This window comes from Novosphingobium sp. MBES04, assembly GCF_000813185.1.
Lineage (GTDB): Bacteria > Pseudomonadota > Alphaproteobacteria > Sphingomonadales > Sphingomonadaceae > Novosphingobium > Novosphingobium decolorationis.
In genome coordinates, this window is sequence record NZ_DF850488.1 from 2,906,830 (window position 1) to 2,928,658 (window position 21,829).

The 21,829-nt window shown below is 67.8% G+C and carries 20 protein-coding genes and 3 pseudogenes; 12 read left to right on the forward strand and 11 right to left on the reverse strand.

Features of this window, described 5'->3' with window-relative positions:
* Window positions 1-116 precede the first annotated feature (116 nt).
* A pseudogene (locus MBENS4_RS12975) lies at window positions 117-685 on the forward strand (YqgE/AlgH family protein).
* Between the two features lie 3 nt (window positions 686-688).
* Here MBENS4_RS12975 and MBENS4_RS12980 read toward each other — a convergent pair.
* From MBENS4_RS12980 to MBENS4_RS13000, 5 genes and pseudogenes are all read right to left on the reverse strand, one after another.
* Window positions 689-1,357 carry a nucleotidyltransferase family protein gene (locus MBENS4_RS12980; protein WP_340140837.1) on the reverse strand — a complete coding sequence of 223 codons (669 nt, stop codon included), beginning with the start codon at window positions 1,355-1,357 and terminating at the stop codon, window positions 689-691.
* On the reverse strand, window positions 1,288-2,310 hold the full coding sequence (locus MBENS4_RS12985; protein WP_039391216.1) for an XdhC family protein: 1,023 nt from the start codon (window positions 2,308-2,310) through the stop codon (window positions 1,288-1,290). Before MBENS4_RS12985 ends, MBENS4_RS12980 begins: the two co-directional genes overlap by 70 nt.
* A gap of 41 nt (window positions 2,311-2,351) precedes the next feature.
* Window positions 2,352-2,966 (reverse strand): TetR/AcrR family transcriptional regulator, encoded by a 615-nt coding sequence (locus tag MBENS4_RS12990; protein WP_039391218.1) that lies wholly within the window; start codon window positions 2,964-2,966, stop codon window positions 2,352-2,354.
* A gap of 135 nt (window positions 2,967-3,101) precedes the next feature.
* Window positions 3,102-3,740: a murein L,D-transpeptidase catalytic domain-containing protein gene (locus MBENS4_RS12995; RefSeq protein WP_039391220.1), complete on the reverse strand. Its 639-nt coding sequence runs from the start codon at window positions 3,738-3,740 to the stop codon at window positions 3,102-3,104.
* Between the two features lie 132 nt (window positions 3,741-3,872).
* Window positions 3,873-5,131: pseudogene (locus MBENS4_RS13000) on the reverse strand (polyhydroxyalkanoate depolymerase).
* Between the two features lie 248 nt (window positions 5,132-5,379).
* Here MBENS4_RS13000 and MBENS4_RS13005 point away from each other — a divergent pair.
* The 8 genes and pseudogenes from MBENS4_RS13005 to ribA all read left to right on the forward strand — a co-directional run bounded on the left by MBENS4_RS13005 (window position 5,380) and on the right by ribA (window position 14,571).
* Window positions 5,380-7,236: an ABC transporter transmembrane domain-containing protein gene (locus MBENS4_RS13005; protein ID WP_084592076.1), complete on the forward strand. Its 1,857-nt coding sequence runs from the start codon at window positions 5,380-5,382 to the stop codon at window positions 7,234-7,236.
* 117 nt (window positions 7,237-7,353) lie between these two features.
* The gene (locus MBENS4_RS13010) at window positions 7,354-9,501 is read left to right on the forward strand and encodes a M13 family metallopeptidase (RefSeq protein ID WP_039391221.1); all 2,148 of its coding nucleotides are present in this window, start codon (window positions 7,354-7,356) and stop codon (window positions 9,499-9,501) included.
* 89 nt (window positions 9,502-9,590) lie between these two features.
* A pseudogene (locus MBENS4_RS24795) lies at window positions 9,591-10,370 on the forward strand (undecaprenyl-diphosphate phosphatase); the annotation flags it as partial.
* A gap of 28 nt (window positions 10,371-10,398) precedes the next feature.
* Window positions 10,399-11,187, forward strand: coding sequence for a polyphosphate kinase 2 (gene ppk2, locus MBENS4_RS13020; protein WP_039392392.1), 789 nt, complete (start codon window positions 10,399-10,401; stop codon window positions 11,185-11,187).
* Between the two features lie 144 nt (window positions 11,188-11,331).
* Window positions 11,332-11,499, forward strand: a complete 168-nt coding sequence (gene rpmG / locus MBENS4_RS13025) for a 50S ribosomal protein L33 (protein ID WP_039391223.1) — start codon at window positions 11,332-11,334, stop codon at window positions 11,497-11,499.
* 43 nt (window positions 11,500-11,542) lie between these two features.
* Entirely contained in the window at window positions 11,543-12,220 is a 678-nt protein-coding gene (locus MBENS4_RS13030; protein ID WP_039391225.1) for a LolA family protein, read from the forward strand.
* A 465-nt stretch (window positions 12,221-12,685) separates the two neighbouring features.
* On the forward strand, window positions 12,686-13,474 hold the full coding sequence (xth, locus tag MBENS4_RS13035) for an exodeoxyribonuclease III (RefSeq protein ID WP_039392394.1): 789 nt from the start codon (window positions 12,686-12,688) through the stop codon (window positions 13,472-13,474).
* A gap of 35 nt (window positions 13,475-13,509) precedes the next feature.
* Entirely contained in the window at window positions 13,510-14,571 is a 1,062-nt protein-coding gene (gene ribA / locus MBENS4_RS13040; protein WP_242404891.1) for a GTP cyclohydrolase II, read from the forward strand.
* 212 nt (window positions 14,572-14,783) lie between these two features.
* On the opposite strand, the gene MBENS4_RS13045 is transcribed toward ribA, so the two are convergent.
* From MBENS4_RS13045 to MBENS4_RS13070, 5 genes are all read right to left on the reverse strand, one after another.
* Window positions 14,784-15,089 (reverse strand): hypothetical protein, encoded by a 306-nt coding sequence (locus MBENS4_RS13045; protein ID WP_052322264.1) that lies wholly within the window; start codon window positions 15,087-15,089, stop codon window positions 14,784-14,786.
* A 619-nt stretch (window positions 15,090-15,708) separates the two neighbouring features.
* Window positions 15,709-16,659, reverse strand: a complete 951-nt coding sequence (locus MBENS4_RS13055; RefSeq protein ID WP_039391229.1) for a hypothetical protein — start codon at window positions 16,657-16,659, stop codon at window positions 15,709-15,711.
* A 75-nt stretch (window positions 16,660-16,734) separates the two neighbouring features.
* Entirely contained in the window at window positions 16,735-17,052 is a 318-nt protein-coding gene (locus MBENS4_RS13060) for a hypothetical protein (RefSeq protein WP_242404892.1), read from the reverse strand.
* Window positions 17,049-17,276: a toxin-antitoxin system HicB family antitoxin gene (locus tag MBENS4_RS13065; RefSeq protein WP_039391231.1), complete on the reverse strand. Its 228-nt coding sequence runs from the start codon at window positions 17,274-17,276 to the stop codon at window positions 17,049-17,051. Before MBENS4_RS13065 ends, MBENS4_RS13060 begins: the two co-directional genes overlap by 4 nt.
* A 22-nt stretch (window positions 17,277-17,298) precedes the next feature.
* Complete coding sequence (locus MBENS4_RS13070; RefSeq protein WP_039391232.1) at window positions 17,299-18,192, reverse strand: SPFH domain-containing protein; 894 nt, start codon at window positions 18,190-18,192, stop codon at window positions 17,299-17,301.
* Between the two features lie 350 nt (window positions 18,193-18,542).
* Between MBENS4_RS13070 and MBENS4_RS25830 the strand changes: the two genes are divergently transcribed.
* Both MBENS4_RS25830 and MBENS4_RS13075 read left to right on the forward strand, forming a co-directional pair.
* Window positions 18,543-18,716, forward strand: coding sequence for a hypothetical protein (locus MBENS4_RS25830; protein ID WP_159108061.1), 174 nt, complete (start codon window positions 18,543-18,545; stop codon window positions 18,714-18,716).
* Between the two features lie 86 nt (window positions 18,717-18,802).
* Window positions 18,803-19,807 carry a TerC family protein gene (locus tag MBENS4_RS13075; protein ID WP_039391234.1) on the forward strand — a complete coding sequence of 335 codons (1,005 nt, stop codon included), beginning with the start codon at window positions 18,803-18,805 and terminating at the stop codon, window positions 19,805-19,807.
* 113 nt (window positions 19,808-19,920) lie between these two features.
* Here MBENS4_RS13075 and MBENS4_RS13080 read toward each other — a convergent pair whose 3' ends face one another.
* Window positions 19,921-21,204: a DUF2254 domain-containing protein gene (locus MBENS4_RS13080; protein WP_039391236.1), complete on the reverse strand. Its 1,284-nt coding sequence runs from the start codon at window positions 21,202-21,204 to the stop codon at window positions 19,921-19,923.
* Window positions 21,205-21,285: 81 nt separating this feature from the next.
* Here MBENS4_RS13080 and MBENS4_RS13085 point away from each other — a divergent pair, with 81 nt between their 5' ends.
* Window positions 21,286-21,828, forward strand: coding sequence for a pseudouridine synthase (locus MBENS4_RS13085; RefSeq protein ID WP_039391238.1), 543 nt, complete (start codon window positions 21,286-21,288; stop codon window positions 21,826-21,828).
* Window position 21,829 lies beyond the last annotated feature (1 nt).

The following is a 21,829-nucleotide window of genomic DNA, read 5'->3' on the forward strand; positions in this document are numbered from 1 at the left end:
TAATTGCCGATGTGGCGCGAACAACCCCTTGGGGCGACTTTATTCGCGCCGCGCGGGCGAAAAGGAGGACTTGCACCTTGTCGCGCGCGGACAGACGGGTAGAGTCCGAAAGGGTGATGGAAGGACAGTATCTTGCCGGCCGCATGCTCCTGGCCATGCCGGGCATGTTCGATCCGCGTTTCGAGCGCTCGGTGAACGTGCTGTGCGTGCACGACGAACACGGCGCGCTGGGCATCAACGTGGGCGAGGTGCGCGAGGGCGTGACCTTCCACGCCATTCTCGACGATCTGGGGCTCGACACCGCGATGGCGCCCGACTGCGCGGTGCTGAACGGCGGGCCGGTGGAGCCGGGGCGCGGCTTCGTGCTGCATTCGCTCGACTGGGGCGGCGGGGACTCGATCGAGGTGCACACCCAGGAAGGCCCCTTGTGCGCGCTCTCGGCCTCGATGGACATCCTGCGCGCGATTGCGCAGGGGCGTGGGCCCAGCCAGTGGGTCATGGCGCTGGGCTATGCGGGCTGGGCGCCGGGGCAGCTGGAAGAGGAAATGCGCCACCACGCTGGTACGCCGCGCAAGGCAGCCGCGAGGTGCTCTTCGACACCGCGCCCGAGGCGCGCTGGACGGGCGCCTGGAAGCACGAGGGTATCGATCCGGGGCTTCTCGCCAGCCAGACCGGCAACGCCTGAGGGTCAGTCCTGGGCCCCGCCCTTGAGGCGCGTGAGGTCCTCCGGGCGGTCGATGTCGAGCCGGACGGCGGGATCGTCGGTTTCGTGAAAGACGACGTCGGATCGTCCGCGCAGGATCTGCCCGGCACCGGCATCGCCTGTCAGCGTGGGAACGTCAGCCAGCGCGCGGGCCGAGAGCAGGACCGGATGGCCGGGCTTGCCCCCATGGCGCGGCAAGGCGGCGAAGTTGTCCGCGAGGATCCGGGCCAGATGCGCGGCCTCGCCGGGCGGGACGCGCGGCATGTCGCCCAGGAACACGAAGAGCGCGTCCACATCGCCCAAGGCCGCGACGCCGGCCTTGAGCGTGGTCGATAGCGCCTGGCTCTCCACGCGCAGGATCGTGACGGGCGGGGCCCCCTCGGGCGCCTGCCAGCGCGAAAGGTCGAGGTCGGGACGCGCGACGACGAGGACCGTGTCTACCGGCGCGGCGCAGGCTGTGCGCAGGGCATGGTGGACCAGCGGCTCGCCCTCGAAGGTCGCGGAGAGCTTGTCCGAGCCGAACCGCCGTGCCGAGCCTGCCGCCAGGACGAGCGCGGCGCGGGCGGGCGGGATGGTGGCCGCGCTCAGGCGCGCTCTCCGGCCGGGTTGAGCGCCTGCATGATCTCGGCGATGATCCCGGTGGCGACTTCCCAGGGCGCTTTGCCCAGGCCGGTCATGCCCGGCGAGAGGCGCAGGCGCTCCAGCTCGTCCGGGCTCGCGCCGGCTGCTTCCAGCGCGGCGAGGCGGGCAGGCGCGCGCGAACGCGCCCCGATCATCGCAACGTAGCCTGCGTTGCCGCGAAGGGCAGCGAGGCAGCCGCCCAGATCGTGGTGATCTTCGTGGGTGGCCCCCAGATAGGCGGTCCAGCGGTCGAGGCCGAGCTGCTCCAGCGCGCGGGCCGGGTCCTCGCGGCGGTACTGCGAGACCGGGAAGGGCGGCGGGCTGGCCGGGCCATCGGGCCGCACGAGGACGGTCTCGAACTGGCTGAGCGCGGCCAGCTGTGCTGCAGCGAGCGCGCCGGGATCCCCGCCCGAGACGATCAGGCGGCGCGGCGGGTCAAAGCGGCGGGCCAGGCGCACCGCCTCGGCGTCTTCCAGGTCCAGGAGCGGGCCGCGTCCGGCTTCGACCCGGCGCGTGGTGCCATCGCTGATCCAGCGGCACGAGGTGCGGGCGCGGGCGTGGTCGAGGAGCGCGTGGGCGGCCGGGCAGTCGGGCGCGATGCGCTCGACCAGGATGAAGAGCGCGCCGCCGCAGCGCAGGCGAATGTCGATCCAGGGGCTGCCGGTGCCGTAGTGGAGGCGGCGCGGCTCGCCATCGGCCAGGACGGCGGTGGCGTGGCTCGCGACATCGCCCTCGATGCAGTCGCCCGAGAAGTAGCCGCTGGCGGCGATGCGCGCCGCGTCGGTGTCCTGGGCGGTGAAGAGCATCTGCGAGCCGGGGCCGCGCGGGGCGCTGCCTTCGACCTTGTAGAGCGTGGCGAGGGCAGCAGGTTGTCCGGCCTCGAGCGCGCGCGCGAGCGCGGGGCGAATATCGTCGCTCCAGCCGAAGGTCGGCCAGTCGGCGTCGGCAATCTCGGCGAAGGGCGCCGCGATCTCGGTTTGTGTCATGCTTGCGTGGCGCCCGTGGTCTGTCCGGTGGTGTTCCGTTCTCAGGACAGCGCTGCCTCGACAGCTGCGTCCTGCGTGATCGGGGCAATTACCATGCGCTCGAGGATCATGGCAACCTGCTCGAGGCTGCCGTCCTCGCCCTGGCGCAGCCACCAGGTGAGCACGCCGATAACCGAGCTGACCCCATGGATCAGCGCGAGGTCGGCGGGAAGCCAGGTGTCTTCACGATGGAGTCCATGGCCGGCTGCGGCGCGTTCCCGGGCCTGGCGCAGGAACTCCGAACGCACGAGCCCGGCCGCGCCTCCGGTGAGGAGCGGGGCCCAGAACGCGCGGTCGCCCGCGACCCAGGCGCACAGTTCGCGCACGCTCGGTGCCTCGCGGGTCCGGGGGCTGTCGAGCAGGGCGAGCGTGCGGGTGAGCAGCTCGTCGATGGGATCGACGACGAGGTCGGAGAGCAACGCTTCCTTGGTGCTGAAATGCCGGAAAAACGTCGCGTAGCCGGTGCCCGCCCGCGCGGTGATCTCGCGAATGGTGAGCTCGTCGAAGGTGCGCTGGGCCAGCAGGTCGAGCAAGGCCGCGTTGAGCGCCTTGCGCGATCGGACCTGACGCGCGTCGGTGGGTGCCTCCTGCTTGAGGGCCGTGAGGTTTTTCTCCATGCCCGGGCGCGTATCACTATACCGGATAGGTGTCTAACAAACGCGCCGGTTAATTGCAGGAATGGTCGCCAAGCGAACTTTCAGCCCGAATATCCGCATTTTGGGGCCTTCCAGTCCTTAACGCGCCGACCCGGGTTACCCCTCGCCGATGCGGTCCGCGTAGAGCAGGCGCCCGCCCGAGAGGTGCCAGAGCGCCTGCTTGAAATCGGCATCGCCCATCGCGAAGCAGCCCTCGCTGCGCCCCAGCTTGCCGTACTTGTCGAGCATCGCGGCATCGGCGTACCAGGCCGGGTGGACCACGATCAGGCGTTCGAGCGCGGCGGAGTTGTCGTCATCGAGGCCAACGAGGCGGATCGAGGTGCCGTACTTGCCCTTGTACCATTCGCAGGTGAGGAAGGCCCCGCGCGAGGTGGCCAGCGATCCCGGCGCGTTCGAGAAGGATTGCAGCCAGCCGCTGTGTTCCGGGTCCGAGCCGCGCCCGTGGGCGAGCAGGAACGAGCGGACCGTGCCGTTCTCCAGGTTGGCGAAGTGCAGGCGCGGCTTCCACGAGGGCAGGGCGAAATCGGCCATGCCCACGATGTCCTTGCGCCACACCGCATCGCCGACGCGCGCGGCCTGCGCGTGTGCGGATGCGAGCACGCGGCGCTCATAGGGGGTGGTGGACGCAGCCGTCGCGGGCGCAGTTGCGGCGAGCGCCCGGCCCGGAAGGGTCAGGGCAAGTCCGGCGCCGAGGCTGCCGTGGAGGAAATGTCGTCGGCCAAGCAGTGGGTTCATAATGGACAAAATACCACGCCGGGCGCGCGTGCGCCAGCGGGGAGGCGTGCGGATCGGCGAGCCGGGAAGGCGTCCTGTCGCCTCCCCCGGCTCCTTGTGCCGATCCGTGCCGATACGCGAGGGGCCTGTCGGTCAGGCCTTGGCCTTGCTCGCCTTGCTGGCGGGCTCGACCGTGGGGTGCGTGCGCATCCAGTCCTCAAGCACGGGGGCAATGCGCCCGCGCCACTTCGAACCGTTGAAGATGCCGTAGTGGCCGACCTTCTCGGCGAGGTAGTAGCGCTTCTTCGCCTCGGGCAGGTTGGGCGCAAGGTGCAGCGCCGCGCGGGTCTGGCCAATCCCCGAGATGTCGTCCTTCTCGCCCTCGACGGCAAGAAGCGCGGTGTCGCGGATCGCGCCCGGATCAATCACCTCGCCGCGGTGGACGAACTCGCCCTTGGGCAGCGAGTGCTTCTGGAAGACGTGCTCGACCGTCTGCAGGTAGAAGTCTGCGGTCATGTCGCAGACCGAGCGGTATTCATCGTAGAAGGCCTTGGTCGCGCCCGCGCTTTCCCCGTCCCTTCGACGAGGTGCTTGAACATGCCGTAGTGGCTCATCATGTGGTTGCCCAGGTTCATCGCCATGAAGCCGGCGAGCTGCAGGAAGCCGGGATAGACCTCGCGGCCCGCGCCCGGATAGGACAGCGGCACGGTGGCAATGACGTTGTGCTTGAACCAGGACAGCGGCTGGTTCATCGCCACGTCGTTGACGCTGGTGGGCGCCTCGCGGGTGTCGATCGGCCCGCCCATCATGGTCAGCGTGGCCGGGCGGCACGGGTTCTTGTGCTTGCCCATGACGGCCGCGGCCGCAAAGGCGGGCACCGAGGGCTGGCACACGGCGAGCATGTGCGTGTTGGGGCCGATGAATTCGAGGAACCCGATCAGGTAGTCGATATAGTCGTCGAGATCGAAGCGGCCTTCGCTTTCGGGCACCATCTTCGCGTCGGCCCAGTCGGTGATGTAGACCACGCAGCTTTCCAGCATCCGCGCGACCGTGCCGCGCAGGAGCGTCGCGTAGTGGCCGCTCATGGGGGCGGCGACGAGGAGGCGCGGCGCGTCCTTGGGAAGCCCGGCGCGCTCGAAGCGCAGCAGGTTGCCGAAGGGACGGTGCAGGACAATCGATTCGGTAACGGCGTGGAGCGTTCCATCCACCTCGACCGATTCGATGTCGAAGGCGGGCTTGCCGCGCGGCGCGGCGGCGTGCGCGAAGACGTCGAGGGCCGAGGCCATGTAGGGGCCCAAGCCCATGTAACCCATGGGGAGGGAAGGATTCGTCAGGAGCTCGGCGCCGACCGAAGCCCAGGCCGCCGCGCCGCTGAGCATGGTGCGCTGCAATTCGTAGGCGTTGTAAAGCAAGTGGTATCTCCTGGCCGCCCGGGGGGAGGCGGCATGCCATTTCTAGGCGCTATCTGGTCTCTAAAGCGTGGCCGTGCAATGCGGCATTACCGAATAGTCCAAGGTGAAAAGGCGATAAGACCCCGCAATTGCGGCTAAGCGCTTCGTATCCTTCCGGATATTGGCAGGTGACGGTGAACAGGCAATGAAAGTCGGGGCGCGTGTCTTGCCCTTTCCCTTGCCCCCTTGACCTTGTAAGGCGCTGGATCATGCAAGCCCCAGACGGCCCGGCCGAGAGCATCGCGACCCCTGCGTCCCCGGAGGATACCTCCGCGTCCCGTGAGGATGCGGCGCCCACACGCCCGCGGCGCTCGCTGCGCCCGCTCGCGATGGTCTGGCGCGAACTCTTCAAGTATCCGGGCCGGATGGCCGTGGCGGGCACCGCGCTCGTCGTCTCGGCGATGTCGACGCTGGCGATTCCCTATGGCTTTCGCCGCGTGATCGACCAGGGCTTTGCGCAAGGGGCCGATCACGACGTGATCCGCACCTGGTTCCTGATGCTGCTGGGCGTGGTGGTGGTCCTGGCCATCGCGACCTCGATCCGTTTCTACTCGGTGTCCTGGCTGGGCGAGCGCGTGGTGGCCGACATCCGCCTGCGCGTCCAGCGCCACCTGCTTGCGCTTGCGCCCGGCTTCTTCGAGGAGAACAGCCCCAAGGAAATCGCCTCGCGCATGACCGCGGACACCGCGATCATCGAGCAGGTGGTGGGCACCACCGTCTCGGTCGCGCTGCGCAACGCGATCATGGCGACGGGGGGCGTGATCTTCCTCTTCGCGCTGGCGCCCAGTCTCACGGCGGGGCTTCTGGTCGCGATCCCCGTGGTGATCGTGCCGATCACCGTCTTCGGGCGGCGTCTGCGCGTCGTCGCGCGCAAGAGCCAGGACCGGGTTGCCGATATCGGCGCGATGACCGCCGAGGTGCTCGGTGCCTTGCGCGTGGTCCAGGCCTTCAACCAGCAGGAGCGCGAGGGCGGGCGCTTCAGCGCCGCGGTGGAGCGCACCTTTGATACCGGCCGCAAGCGCATCCTGATCCGTGCGGTGATGACCGCGGTGATGATGTTCCTCATCTTCGGCTCGATCACGATCATCATGTGGCGCGGCGCCATCGGCGTTGCCGAAGGCACGATCACGGGCGGCACGATTGCCGCCTTCGTCGTCACGGCGGGTATCGTGGCGGGTGCGTTCGGCTCGCTGACCGAGGTCTATGGCGATCTTGTGCGCGGGGCGGGCGCGGCCAGCCGTCTGGCCGAACTGCTCTCCGAGGAGCCCGAGATCGCGCCGCCCGCGCGCCCGCAGGCGCTGCCCGTGCCGCCGCGCGGCAAGATCGCCTTCGAGAAGGTCACCTTCCGCTATCCCACCCGGCCCGACATGGCCGCGCTGGTCGACTTCAGCCTGACCGTCGAGCCGGGCGAGACGGTCGCCATCGTTGGCCCTTCCGGCGCGGGCAAGTCCACGCTGTTCCAGCTCGCCGAGCGGTTCTACGACCCGCAGGGGGGCGTGGTGAAGATCGACGGCGTGCCGCTCTCCTCGGCGGACCCGAGCGACGTGCGCGCGCGCATCGCGCTGGTGCCGCAGGAGGGCGTGCTGTTTGCCGCCAGCGCGCGCGAGAACCTGCGCTACGGCCGGCCCGACGCGGACGATGCGATGATCTGGGAGGCCGCGCGCGCGGCCAACGCCGAGGACTTCCTGGGCATGCTTCCCGACGGGCTCGACACGTTCCTGGGCGAGGACGGGGCGCGCCTGTCGGGCGGCCAGCGCCAGCGCATCGCGATTGCCCGCGCGCTCTTGCGCGACGCGCCGATCCTGCTGCTGGACGAGGCGACGAGCGCGCTCGACGCCGAGAGCGAGCGTCTGGTGCAGGACGCGCTCGACACGCTGATGCAGAGCCGCACCACGCTCGTCATCGCGCACCGCCTTTCGACCGTGCGCGAGGCCGACCGGATCGTGGTCATGGATGGCGGGCGAATCGTCGAGGAGGGGACACACGCCGCGCTCACGCAGGCGGGCGGCCTCTATGCACGCCTCGCCTCGCTCCAGTTCGACGAACGGGCCACAGCGCTCGGCTAACGACATGGGCGGCGCCCTTGTGCGCTGGCGTTGCGTCAAATTGCAATTATCTTGCCGGGCTTTGATCGATCCGTAAGAGATCGACGCTGATGCCCAACCTCCAAGCAAAGGTATTGCATGCGTAACTTCAAGGGGCGTGCCCTCGCTCTCGCGGCGAGCGGCCTCGCCATCGCTTTCGCTTCCCCCGTCCTCGCCGCGCCGGAACAGGCCAGCGCGCAGGAAGCTTCCCCGCTCACGCCCTCGGACGACTGGGGCGACTTCGGCATCCAGACCCAGTGGATGGACACCGCGACCAAGCCCGGCGACGATTTCGACCGCTACGTCAGCGGCGTATGGGTCGACAGCGTGGAACTGCCCGCCGACCGCACTCGCTGGGGCTCGTTCCTGGAACTGAGCGAACTTTCCCAGCAGCGCATGCACGCGATCATGAACGAGCTGCTCGCCTCCAACCCGGCTCCGGGCAGCGATGCGGCGCGCGTGGCCGCGGCCTACAAGGCGTACATGGACGTCGATGCGATCAACGCGAAGGGCCTCGCCCCGATCCAGCCCTACATGGAGCGCATCTTCGCCGCGAAGAGCCCGCAGGACCTGGCCAGGCTGTTCGCCTCGCCCGGCTATGCCTCGCCTATCGGGATCTACGTGGGGGCGGACGCCAAGCAGAGCGATATCTACGCGCTCCACAGCTACGTCTCGGGGCTGGGCCTGCCCGACCGCAACTACTACCTCAAGACCGACGAGCGCTCGCAGAAGATCCGCAGCGCCTATCTTGAGTACCTGACCTTCCTGCTTGGCAAGGTCGGCTACCAGGATCCGGGCGCAGCGGCCAAGGCCGTGCTCTCGCTCGAGACGCGCATTGCCGAGGCCGACTGGGACCGCGTCGCCGCGCGCAACGATGACCTTACCTACAACGAGCTGACCCGTGCGCAGTACGAGGCGCTCGGCTCCTCGGGCGTGCTCTCGACCTTCCTCGACACGCTGGGCGCCGACCAGGCCTCCTACGTCATCGCCAGCGAGATCCCGGCCACGGCCGAGGAACTGGACGCGGCCAAGCTGGACGCCGCGCAGGCGCAGGCGCTGATGGGCGGTGGTCTGCCGGTTGTCGCCAGGCTGATCGACGAGGTGCCCGTCGCCACCTGGCAGGCCTGGCTCGCCGCGCGCTTTGTCAGCGGCCACGCCTCGATGCTGCCCAGCGACATCGATGAGGCCTCCTTCGCCTTCTACGGCACCACGCTGTCGGGCCAGCCCGAGCAGCGCCCGCGCTGGAAGCGCGGCGTCGGCGCGGTCGAGGGGCTGGCGGGCGAACTCGTCGGCAAGCTCTACGCCGAGCGCCACTATCCGCCCGAGCAGAAGGCCAAGATGGAGGCCCTCGTCGCCAACTTGCGCAAGGCGATGGCGGTGAACCTCCAGGAGCTTGACTGGATGGGCCCGGAGACCCGCCGCGAGGCGCAGGCCAAGCTGGACGCCTTCACCCCCAAGATCGGCGCGCCCGACACCTTCAAGACCTATGAGGGGCTGGAGTTTTCGGCCAGCGATCCGATCGGCAACAGCCTGGCCGCCGGGGCCTGGGAAAACGACTTCGAGATGGGCCGCATCGGCCAGCCGGTCGACCGCAGCGAGTGGGCCATGCTGCCCGAGACGGTCAACGCCTACTACAACTCGACGATGAACGAGATCGTCTTCCCGGCCGCGATCCTGCAGCCTCCCTTCTTCAATCTCTCGGCCGATCCGGCGGTGAACTACGGCGCCATCGGCGCGGTGATCGGCCACGAGATGGGCCACGGCTTCGACGACCAGGGCGCCAAGTCCGATGGCACGGGCAACATGCGCGACTGGTGGACCCCGCAGGACAAGGCCAACTTCCAGGAATTGCAGGACAAGCTGGAAGCCCAGTACAACAGCTTCTGCCCCTTCGATGATGGCGAGACCTGCGTGAACGGCAAGCTCACCATGGGCGAGAACATCGGCGACCTGGGTGGTCTCAGCCTCGCCTACCGGGCCTACAAGATGGCGCTGGGCGGCAAGGAGGCCCCGGTGATCGACGGCTTCACCGGCGACCAGCGCTTCTTCATGGGCTGGGCGCAGGTCTGGCGCAGCAAGACCCGCGAGGCGCAGGCCCGCCAGATGCTGATGACCGATCCGCACGCCCCGCCGCACTACCGCGTCAACGGCATCGTTCGTAACTTCGATGAATGGTACAAGGCCTTCGATGTAAAGCCGGGCGATGACCTCTACCTGCCGCCCGAAGAACGCGTCCGTATCTGGTAACGCTTCAACGCCTTTTCGTGGCATATTATTGCAGTGCAGCACGCAGCGGGTTGACTTGCCCCCTGCGTGCTGCATGAACCTTGTCCGCGATGGACCTTACACTGACAGCTATTCTCCTCGGCATCGTCGAGGGACTCACCGAGTTTCTGCCCGTCTCCTCGACGGGCCATCTCATCCTTGCCACCCAGATATTCGGCTACGATTCCGAGATATGGGCGACGTTCAACGTCGTCATCCAGCTGGGCGCGATCCTGGCTGTCATCGCCCACTTCTGGCGCACCTTCTGGGCGGTCGGCATGGGTCTGCTCGAACTCAACCCCACCTCGATCCGCTTCGTGCGCAATGTCGTCGTCGCGTTCATGCCCTCGGCGGTGCTGGGCCTTCTGCTCAACGACTGGATCGAGAGCCTGCTGGGCTCGCCCAGTGTCGTCGCCTGGGCGCTGATCGTGGGCGGCATTGCCATCCTTGCCATCGAGAAGGTGGCCAAGCCAGGCCCGCTGACGGGCGTGGCCGAACTGCCGCTGTCCAAGTGCGTGGGCGTGGGCTTCGCCCAGTGCCTCGCCATGGTTCCGGGCACCAGCCGTTCGGGCGCGACCATCATGGGCGCGCTGGCCATGGGCATCGAGCGCCGCACGGCCGCCGAATTCAGCTTCTTCCTTGCCGTCCCCACGATGGTGGGTGCCACCTTCCTCTCGGTCGTCAAGCACCGTGAGGAGCTGATGGCGGGCACCGGTCCTGTCGGCTGGAGCGAGATCGCGATCGGTTTCGTCGTCTCCTTCGTCGTCGCGCTGGTCGTCATCAAGGCGTTCATGGCCTTTGTCAGCCGTTCGGGCTTCTCGCCGTTTGCCTGGTATCGCCTGGCCGCGGGCGCCTCGCGCTGTTCCTGCTGGGCCGCGCCTGAGCGTGGCGGGGCGGCTGAAGAAGAAGGACTACGAGGCCGCCCTCGCGCCGCTGCAGGAAGAACTTGTCGGTATGGCCCGCTGGGCCAAGGCGACCGGCGCGCGCATCGTGGTCCTCTTCGAGGGCCGCGATACGGCGGGCAAGGGCGGGGCGATCCGCGCTGTCTCCTCCTATCTCAATCCGCGCCAGTGTCGCACCGTGGCGCTGGGACCGCCCAGCGCGCGCGAGCAGGGCGAGTGGTATTTCCAGCGCTACGTCCAGCACCTGCCGAGCACCGGCGAGATCGTCCTGTTCGACCGCTCCTGGTACAACCGCGCGGGCGTCGAGAAGGTCATGGGCTATGCCACGAGCGCGCAGGTCGAGCAGTTCCTCGCCCAGGCCCCCGCGTTTGAACGCATGCTGGTCGATGACGGCATCCTCCTCTTCAAGTACTGGCTGACCTGCGACCAGGAGCAGCAGGAGGAGCGACTGCGCGAACGGCTGGAGGACCCGCTCAAGCGCTGGAAGCTCTCGCCCGTCGATCTGGCCGCGCGCGCCAAGTACGAGGCCTACAGCAAGGCGCGCGCCGCGATGCTGGAGGCGACCCACAGCCGCCACGCCCCCTGGACCCTGGTCGACTTCAACGACCAGAAGCTTGGGCGCCTTACGCTGATTCGCAATCTGCTCGACCGGCTTCCCGACACCCGAGTCGATCCCCCCGAAATTGTCATCGAGCCGCTCGAAAAGGCGCCCGCCGTGGAAGAATTCAGGCTGATCGAGCCGATTCCGCCCTATGAAGTGCCTTGAGTGGCCTGCCCGCCTTGACTTTCGGGCACCCATGACGCAAGGGGCGCAACCTTGAAGGGCGGCGCTGCAAAGCCACCCGCTTCATTTTCAACGCAGATGCCGGCCTGCCAGGGCGGCTGAAACGAGAGATTACAGGAAACCGCCATGGCGAAGCCCGCAACCGTCAAGATCCGTCTGGTCTCGACCGCTGACACCGGATTTTTCTACGTCACGAAGAAGAACCCCCGGAACACGACCGAGAAGATGAACTTCCGTAAGTACGATCCCGTCGTGCGCAAGCACGTCGAGTTCAAGGAAGCCAAGATCAAGTAAGGTTCACCGTCGGTTCAAGGCGCTGGGCCCAGGAGCCCTTGCCATGAAGACACTGACGAAGACCTTCCGCATGATTTCCGGCGCGGCGGCCCCCATTGCCTTGGGAGCGGCCGCGCTTGGCGTTTGTGCCACGCTTTCGCCCGCTCCGGTTCTGGCCGCGCCCGCCAGCAGCAATGCCGCCAAGCTTGACCAGGCGGTGAAGGCGCTGCGCGCGATCACGACGCTCAAGGCCGACTTCATCCAGCGCGACCGCAACGGCGGGCAGGTGAAGGGCACGCTGACGCTCAAGCGTCCGGGCCGCATCCGCTTCGAGTACGAGAAGAGCGTGCCGATGCTGATCGTGGGCGACGGCAAGGCGCTGACCATGATCGACTACGAGGTCAACCAGGTCCAGCGCTGGCCGATCAAGAACAGCCCGCTCGGCGCGCTGCTCGATCCCAGCCGCGATGTCGCCAAATACGGCACCGTGCGCGACACCGGAAATCCGGACGTGATCTCGGTCGAAGTGCGCGACAGCGAGCATCCCGAGTACGGGATCATCACCCTGATCTTCACCCGCAAGGCGTCCGCGCCGGGTGGTCTTGAACTGGCCTACTGGGTCGCGCTCGATGCGCAGAATACGCGCACCACGATCCAGCTTTCCAACCAGCGCTACGGCGTGGCGGTGGGCGAGGACGCGTTCCGCTGGAAGGACCCGCGCCCGCGCCGCAGGACACACTGAACGCCGCAGGCCACACTGAGCGCCGCGCGATTCGCACAGTCGCACCGGGGATTTCCCAAAGAGGGCTCGGACCGTTTCCGGGCCCTCTTTTCGTGTGTGGCTGGGAATCGCGCGGATGGGCTTGCGTGCGCGGTTCGTCGACGGGATTCGGCATCTGGTCGCGGGTGTGCACATTCTTGCGACAAACGGCGACATTTTCGCGCGATCTGTTCACTTAACAGACAGCCAAATCGTCCTACATAGGGGGTGTCGGAACGGTCCGAGGCGGGTTTCCCCCCTGTTGCCCATGCCTCTCAAGAGACCGACCGGCAAGCGTGACGAACGCTGACAGGACCCTCGAGCCCTTGCCCCCGGCTCGAGGGTTTTTGTTTGCCCGGAGGGGATGCGCTCCGGCCTCCGGCCACATGCGAAAAGGGGAAGCGCGCCCTCTGGCCTTTCGGCGACGCGCTGCCTAAAGCGGCTCCCATGAAAATTGCCACGTGGAATATCAACTCCGTCCGTCTGCGCATCGACCAGGTCGAGCGCTTCCTGACCGAGCAGGCGCCCGATGTCCTGTGCCTTCAGGAGATCAAGGTCGCCGAGCATCTCTTCCCGCACGAGATGTTCGAGCGCCTGGGCTATACCCACCGCGCGATCTGCGGCCAGAAGGGCTATCACGGCGTCGCCACCGTCTCGAAGGTCCCCTTCGTGGAGTGCAGCCGCTACGACTGGCAGGACAACGGCGAGGCCCGCCACGTCGGCGTCGAGCTGCAGGGTGAGGGCAAGGGCCTCATCGTCGAGAACGTCTACATCCCGGCGGGCGGCGACGTTGCCGACCGCGAGGTCAATCCCAAGTTCGGCCAGAAGCTCGACTTCCTCGCGCGCATGACCGAGTGGGCGGCGAAGATTGACCGCCCCACGCTGATCGTGGGGGACTTCAATATCGCCCCGCTCGAAAGCGACGTCTACGACCACAAGGCGCTGCTGAAGGTCGTCAGCCACACGCCAATCGAGGTCGAGACGCTGGGCAAGTTCCGCGATGCGCACGGCTGGGTGGATCTGGGCCGCCAGTTCATCCCCGCGCCCGAGCGCAACTACTCCTGGTGGTCCTACCGCAGCTACTGGCGCCAGAAGGACCAGGGCCGCCGTCTCGACCACATGTGGGCCTCGCCCGACCTCGCCGCCAAGGCGCGCGCGCACCACATCATCGAGGAAACCCGCAAGTGGGAGAAGCCCAGCGACCACGTGCCGCTGATCACGGAGTTCGCGCTCTGAGCACGGCGCCGGCCTTTTCCCTCCCGGCGCGCCGGGTGGCGCTGGCCATCGACGCGCTGCGCCATGGCTGGCCGATCCGCGTAGGGGCAAAGGTGGGAGAGGGCGAGGTCCTTCTGCCTGCCGAGACCGGTTTTGCGCCGGGTACGGCCGCGCCGCGCATGCTGATTTCCTCGGCCCGCGCGGTGACGCTGAAACTTGCGAACCAGCGCGAGGCGGCGGTGCCCGAGGCGCCGGTGCTGATCCGCGCGGCGGAGCCCTTCACGCTGGAGACCGCGCGCGCGATCGCCGATCCCGCGCTCGATCTCGACTACCCGATGAAGGGGCCTTTCGCGGCGCTCCCTCTCTCGGAAGGCTTTGGCGATGGCGCAGCTGCGCGCGTGGCGATGGAGCTGGCGCGCCTTGCGGGCATCCTGCCGGCCTTCCTCGTTGCGCCGGATATCGAGGCCGGAGCCGCGCAGACGCTCGCCGTCGCCGACCTCGACGCCTGGAAGGACACCGCGCGCCTGGGCATTGCCTCGCGCGCGCGCCTGCCGGTCGAAGTCTGCGAGAACAGCGAGATCGTGGCCTTCCGCTCGGCCGATGACATGCGCGAGCACGTCGCGCTGGTGATCGGTACGCCGTCCAAGGCGCGCGTGCCGCTGGTGCGGCTCCATTCGGAATGCCTGACGGGCGACATCCTGGGCTCGCTCAAGTGCGACTGCGGGCCGCAGCTCCAGGCGGCCCTCAGGTCCATGGCGGCCGAGGCAGACGAAGGGGGCTGGGGCGTCCTTCTCTACATGCGCCAGGAAGGGCGCGGGATCGGGCTCATCAACAAGCTGCGCGCCTATCGCCTGCAGGACCAGGGGCTCGACACGGTCGATGCCAACAATCGCCTGGGCCTGCCCACCGAAGCGCGCGACTTTCCCGTCGCGGCGCGGATGCTGGACCTGCTCAAGGTCGGCGCGATCCGGCTGATGACGAACAACCCTTCCAAGGTCGAAGCGCTCAAGGGCGTGGGCGTCGATGTGGTGGAGCGCGTGGCGCACAAGCTGCCAGCGAACCCCCACAACGCGCGCTATCTCGATACCAAGCGGGATCGGACCGGACACATTCTCTAAGCCGAAGAGGGAAGGTTTTTTCAAGGGGCCATCGCCCCTTGACCCCAAAACGGGCGACCTCACCTCTCTCAACCCGCGTGGCGCAAGAGCCTTGAGGTCGACAGTTCGGGGAGCCTGAGGGCGATGGCCCTCGGAAATGATCTTCATCGGAAAATTTGGAAGCCGGGGCGCGCGCGGGATGCTTGGGGGGAAACGCGCCCCGGCTTCCGCCGTCAGGGCGCCATGAGGGATAGCGCGCCCGCGACGGCTGCGACCGTCCCAAGCACGACAAGCAGCCGGCCGATTCTTCTCGGTCCGGAAACTCCGTAATGGGCGGCGCGGAACGCGCGGTAGTGGGGGGCGATGGTCGGGTCCTGCGCCAGCGCGAGGACGTCGGCCGGGGTGGCGACGCGGTCGAACCAGTTGGTGAGGTCCTCGGTCTCGCGCAGCGTGAGTTCGTGGGGATAGCGTGTCAGCAGATAGGCGACGTGGGCGCGCTCTTCGGCGGCAACGACGCCTGCGTTCTCGATGGGCAGCATGCAGAGTGTCCTGAAACGAAGCGGGGGGAGGGCGCGCGCAAGGGCGCACCCGGCCGGGGTCGGTTCAGGCGCGGGGCGGGGCGGTGCTGTTCGGGGGGCGTGCGGGGATGGCGCTGGGGCGGCGGAGCCTGCGCGCGCGGGGCCAGCGAAAGCGCCGCGAGCACGGCCGGCGCATTCGGGCTCAAGCCTGCGGTGCTGCGCTCGGGAAGCGGCTGGGGAGGCTGGGGAGCGGTGTCCTGCGCGCCGTCCTCGCCGCGCCGCGAGGGCGAGAGCGCAAGGTCGCTTGTCGCCGAACTCCAGGCCGAACCCGGGGCGCGTTCGAGCGGGGCACGAATGGGCTCTGCCGCCTGAAGGCCAATCGCGGCCAGCAGCAGAAGCGCCCAAATGCGCATGCGCAGGAGGAAGGTGAGACCAAAGCTCATCGCCTCGCCGTGTATACGAGGATACATTATCACGCAACGCGCTTGCGGTGAGGTGTGGGGTCTCGGCTGGCGGGGCGCATGGGCGACCTCACCTTTCTCAGCCAGCGTGGCGCGAGAGCCCCGAGGTCGTCAGTTCGGGGAGCCCGAGGGCGATGGCCCTCGGATATCTCTTTTCCCTTCTGCCCCTGTAGCGAACCTCAGCGCGCCTCGAACCGGACGAGCCCTGCGCCCAGCGTGTTGCCCTCGATGCGGATGGGCTCCTTCGTCCAGTCGGCGACAAAGGCGCTGCGCCGCTCGATCCCCGGCGCGAAGCGGGCGTTGTTGCCGTGGACCGACAGGCCTGCCGAGGGGTGGTTCCGGTGTTCGGCGGCGAGCGCGATGAAGGCGGAGTAGTTCTCCTTGTCGCGGCCCTGCACGAACCAGTTGTCGGCGATCTCGCCGGTCGCGCCATCGGGCAGGTCGATCATGTAATTGGTGGCGCGCCCCTGCGTGTCGTCGAAGCTGGAGTTGAGGATGGCGACGCGCGCAGCCCGGCTCTTGACGTAATGCCCGCCCGTGCCCGCCTCGAAGCGGCTGCGTGTGACGGTCAGCGTGCCGTAGTCGCCGATGTAGAGCGAGTGCGCGCAGCCCGGCCCCTCGCACGTACCCAGGCGCGTGAAGGTCGACTTGTCGATGGCGATGCGCCCGTCCGGGTCGCTGCCCGTCAGGATGCCCTGCTCGCTGTCGCGGAACCAGCTTTGCGAGACCAAGAGGTCGCCGTGTTCGAGGCGGACGCCTGCGCCGTTCTTCTCGGGCACGCGGAAGTTGGCGAAGACGAGCCCCTCGATGCGTGCGGCGCGTCCGCGCAGGACCAGCGCGGCCTTGCCCTCGCAGGTCACGCCATCGAGGACGGCCTGCCCGGGGACCTGCGCCTGGTAGGTGATGGAGCCTTGCGTCTGCACCGCGCAGTCGGCGTAGCGGCGCGGGGCGAAGCGGATCGTGCCCGTGCCATCGCCGATGGCGTCGACCGCTTCCTGCAGGCGCGCGTAGCTGCGCTGGCTCTCCACGACGGTGTACGGCGTCTCCTGCCCTTGTGCGGAGGAGGCGGCGGGGAGGAGCGGGCTGGCTCCCAGCAGGGCGGCCGCAAGGGCGAGTCGGGTCGTGCGCATCAGATGGTCTTACGCCCGGTTGGGGCGCAAAGGGTAAACGCGAAAGGCCGCCGTCCCGCTTCGGTACAGGCCGCCCTAGTCGGTGCGGCCCCAGCGCCAGCTCCAGCCGCCCCGCGTGTGGTGGGCGCAGATGGGCAGGACAAGCGCGCTGACGGCGAGGAACAGGCCGATGGCGCTGCCCCGTGCGCCGGTGGTTCCCGTCTGGAAAAGAACCACGCAGCCCGCGATGGCGGCGAGGTAGAGGGCGTAGACCAGCCAGCCCTGCCAGCGGATCGGAAGGCCCGAGCCCAGGCCATAGCGCTTGGGGGCGAACCAGGCGCGGGCCTCGGCCTGCGCTTTCGCCTGTTCGGCGCGGGCGGCCTCGCGGGCCTTGCGCGTATTGCGGGTGCTCATGTCTCCTCACTCCCGGGCTTTGACGTGGACGTTGCAGGCGGACGGCCACGCCGCGAGGGCGGGCTGACCGGAACCTTCACCCCGCGCCGGGCGAGCGCCTCGCGCAGCAGGACCTCGATCTCGGCATTCACCGAGCGCAGGTCGCCTGCGGCCGCGCGCTCCAGCGCGGCGTGAAGCTCGGGATCGAGCCGCAGGGGAAAGGCCTTCTTCGCGGAACTGGGCATGACGGGCCGCCGCAGCGCCTTACTACTGGTAGAGCGAGCCGGCGTTGACGACGGGCTGGGTGTCCCGCTCGCCGCACAGCACGACCATGAGGTTGGAGACCATCGCCGCGCGGCGTTCGTCATCAAGCTCGACGACCTGCTTCTCCGAGAGCTGCGCCAGCGCCATCTCGACCATCGAGACCGCGCCCTCGACCAGCTTGCGGCGCGCGGCGATGACCGCTTCGGCCTGCTGGCGGCGCAGCATGGCACCCGCGATCTCGGGGGCGTAGGCAAGGTGGGTGAGGCCGCATTCGTCGACCGTCACGCCCGCCACGCGCAGCCGCTCGTTCAGTTCCTCGCGCAGTTCGCGGTTGACGTCCTCGTGGCTGCCGCGCAGCGTCGTGTCCTCGTCTTCGCCATCGTAAGGGTAGCGCGAGCCGATGGTGCGCACGGCCGCCTCGATCTGGACGTCGACGAAGCTGTGGTAGTCGTCGACATCGTAGAGCGCCTGGGCGGTGTCGGAGACGCGCCAGACGACGTTCGCGGCGATCTCGATGGGATTGCCGCGCAGGTCGTTCACCTTGAGCTTCTCCGAGACGATGTTGTTGGTGCGCACCGAGACCTTGGACTTCATCATCCACGGCCAGGTCCAGCGCAGGCCCGTCGTGCGGTCGGTCCCGCGGTAGCTGCCGAACAGGACGATGGCCGCGCCCTGGTTGGGCTGGATCATGTAGAAACCCGGAAGCACGAGCAGCGCGGCGAGCGCGCTGGGGACCAGCAGGAGCAGGAAGACCGGAGAGCCCGAACCGACACCGGCCCCCACACTGAGGAGGGCAAGCAGTGCCAGCCCCAGAAGCACAACCAGCATGAGGTAGCCGTTGAAGGCGGACGCGGGGCGCTCGCGGCTGGCGTTCATCGGCTGAAGGGTGGCGGACATCGATAGGCTCTCCCTGTTAAAGTGATATCATATTAATATCGTTTTGCGGCGCAGGTCAAGGTGCAGGAGGACACGCGCGGGACGGCGCGGTTGTAACAAGAGCGTTTTGGTCTTATATGGATGGAGCGGGCCGGGCCCCTCTGGCGCGAGCGATTGAGCCTCTTCCATGCGGAGCGCTGATCGCCGCGTGATGTCGGACCGCATCGGGAAAGACCGATGCAACGATCCGGGTCGCGCATGTATTCCACGGGTCCAAATTGCGGTTTCAGGGGCAAACTTGCACCGCCCCATGCAACCAAGCGTCGTCTCGACCGATCGAACTATCACATGCGTTCGACAGGGAATGACCGATGACCGATAAGATGTATGCAATGCTCGAGACGCTGGCGCGACTGGATTCGCGGCTTCGTCGCCTGCAGGCCGGACGCACGTCCGATCCGGCCCTGATCGCCCTCCTGCTAAAGGCAAAGGAAACCCTTCGGAACAGGCTCCAGCGCCTGCCATCCCCCATGGCGACGGCCTGACAACGGCCTGTTCCCGCGCCGGCGCGTAAGTCCCCCTCCGACGCGCCGGCGCTTCCTTTTTTCCCGTATCAAGCAGGTCCTGATCCATGGAATTTCTATCGACCTACTGGATGGGCACGAGCCTGTGGTTCTGGCTCGCGTTCATCGCCATCGTCATCGCCCTGACCGCCTTCGATCTTGGCGTCCTGCACAAGGACGACAAGGAAATGGGCATCGGCGAATCGCTCAAGCTGTCGGTCTTCTACATCGGCATCGCCATGATCTTCGGCGGCTGGATCTGGGTCCAGAAGGGCCCCACGGCGGGCATGGAGTACTACACCGGCTACTTCATCGAGAAGGCGCTCTCGATCGACAACGTCTTCGTCATCTCGATGATCTTCAGCTTCTTTGCCGTGGAGCGCAAATACCAGTACCGCGCGCTCCTGTGGGGTATCCTCGCGGTGATCGTGCTGCGCGGGATCATGATTGCAGGCGGCGCGGCGATGATCGAGAGCGCCTACTGGGTGATGTACCTGTTTGCCGCGTTCCTGATCTTCACCGGCCTCAAGATGCTGGTGACGGGCGAGAGCGAACCGGACGTGGGCAACAACGCGGCCGTGCGCTGGATCTCCACGCACCTTCGCGTCACCAAGGAGCACCACGCCGAGCACTTCTTCGTGAAGGTCCCGGCCAATCCCGAGGCACCCGAAGGTACGCGCGCGAGCCGCATGGTCTGGGCCGCGACACCGCTGTTCCTGGCGCTGGTGGTGATCAACCTGGCCGACCTTGTCTTTGCGGTCGATTCGGTCCCGGCGATCTTCACGATCACGCGCGACACCTTCATCGTCTACACCTCGAACATCATGGCTATCCTGGGCCTGCGCGCGCTCTACTTCGCGCTCGCCGCGATGGTGCACCGCTTCCACTACCTGCAGTACGCGCTCGCGCTCGTGCTGGTCTTCATCGGGGGCAAGATCTTCGTCTCCGACTTCCTGCTGTCGGGCGCCAAGATCCCGCCGGTCCTGAGCCTGGGCGTGACCGTGGCCCTCATCGCGGGCGGGGTGATCTGGTCGCTGGTGATGACGCGCGGGGAGGGGGCGAAGAAGGCCTGAGGGCCATCGCCCTCGGGCTGACCTCACCTTGCGCGCGCTGCCCTGGCGGAGAAAGGTGAGGCGGCCCATTCCGGGGTCAAGGGGCGATGGCCCCTTGAATCCATCTTCCTTGTTCAACCTTCACTGCGCAACAGAGCGTGCCGTTCACGCACCAGGGCAATGTCGGGGCCGGAGAGGTGCTCGGCGGCCTGCTCGGCCAGCCGGTCCATCTCGTCCAGCAGCAACCGGCTCCGGTGCGCCGAGGTCACCTGCTGCGATGCGGTGTGGAGGGACTCCAGCGCCATCAGCGCGGCAAGGCGGCTCGTCGCCACCGCGCTGCGCATGGCGACAAACCCGCGCTGGAGGAAGTGCGCGAAATCGCTGTGGAGGCGCGCGACGGGGCAGGCCGGATCGCCCGTGTTCCAGGTCTCGAAGGCAAGGTCCCGGCGTCCGAAATCGGCGGTAGCCGCGCCGATCCAGTGGAGCGCGGTGATCGCGGTGAAGGGATCGTTGATTCCCGGCGACAGCGCGCGCAGCGCAATCTCGACCAGTTCGTCCATCGAGAACTCGATGTCCTGCTCGGCCGTGCGCGAGGCGCCGAGCGCCATTGTCGCGCGCACTTCGCCGGCAAACGAGCCTTCAAGGCGGCGCGCGTCGGTATGGGCGAGGACGACGCCGGGATAGACGAAGTCGCCGGTGCGCACGGCGAGGTTCACCAACCGATCGTGGCGCGCGGCGACCTCGCACAGGGTGTCGAGTTCGATGACGCGCACGTAGCCGGTCTCCTGCGCGCAGATGGCCTCACCCTGCGGGGTCGCGCGCCGGGCCGGGTCGCGCGAACCCTCCTCGGGATAGCGCGTGGCGATCTGGCGCAGCAGGCGCCGACCGATCGCTTCGAGCACGGTGTCGATGCGGATGCTGGCGGGAATGTGGTGGAGGAAATAGACCAGCACCGCCGTCGTCACGATCAGCAAGGCGAAGGCGACAAGGAGCGAGATCTGGGGCACGAAAGCCTCGCCCCCGCCGCCGCCGCGCATCGCGCGCAGGACGGTAAGGCCATAGACGAAGGTGCCGATGAAGGTCGCGAGGCTGAGCTGGTTGCCCTTGTCCTCCATGAAGTTGGTCAGGAGGCGGGGACCATAGTTGCCGCTGGCATAGGCCACCGCGGCAATCGTGATCGAGAACACCGTACCCGCCACGCCCAGCATCGAGCCGGTCGCCACGCCCAGCAGATCGCTTGCATCCGAGGCGTGCATCGGGCGCAGCCAGCCGTCCTCGACGAAGCGGGCGAGGAGGTCTGTCTGGTCCACTTCCACCATCACCGTGCCCAGAAGGACGGCGCACAGCGCGAAGAGGGCGGGGTAGAACCAGTAGCTGGCGCGCAGCGCGTACCAGTACGAATGCAGGCGGGCGATCATTGACGTTTTCCTTCCAACCGGCAAAGTGCACGAAAGCACACGCTTGTTCCCCCCCAATCCGGTCGGAGACCCCTTTTCGCGATGGCGCGCCTCATCCTGTTCAACAAGCCCTTCGACGTGCTCTCGCAGTTCACCGATGCCCGCTCGCCCAGTCCGCGCGCGACGCTGTCGGACTATATCGACGTGCCCGGTGTCTATCCTGCCGGGCGGCTCGACCGCGACAGCGAGGGGCTCCTGCTCCTGACCGACGATGGGCGGCTGCAGTCGCGCATCTCGGACCCGAAGTACAAGACCGAGAAGACCTATCTCGTCCAGGTCGAGCGCGAGCCCGACGAGGCCGCGCTCGCCGCGCTGCGCAAGGGCGTGATGCTGAAGGACGGGATGACCCGCCCGGCCGATGTGCGCCGGATCGAGGAGCCCGAGTTGTGGGACCGCACGCCGCCTGTGCGCTTTCGCAAGTCGGTGCCCGACTGCTGGCTGGAGCTCACTATCCGCGAGGGGCGCAACCGGCAGGTGCGGCGCATGACGGCGGCTGTCGGCCACCCGACGCTGCGGCTGGTGCGCTGGCGCATCGGGGACTGGAGCCTTGAGGGCATCGCCAACGGCGAATGGCGCGAAGCGTGAG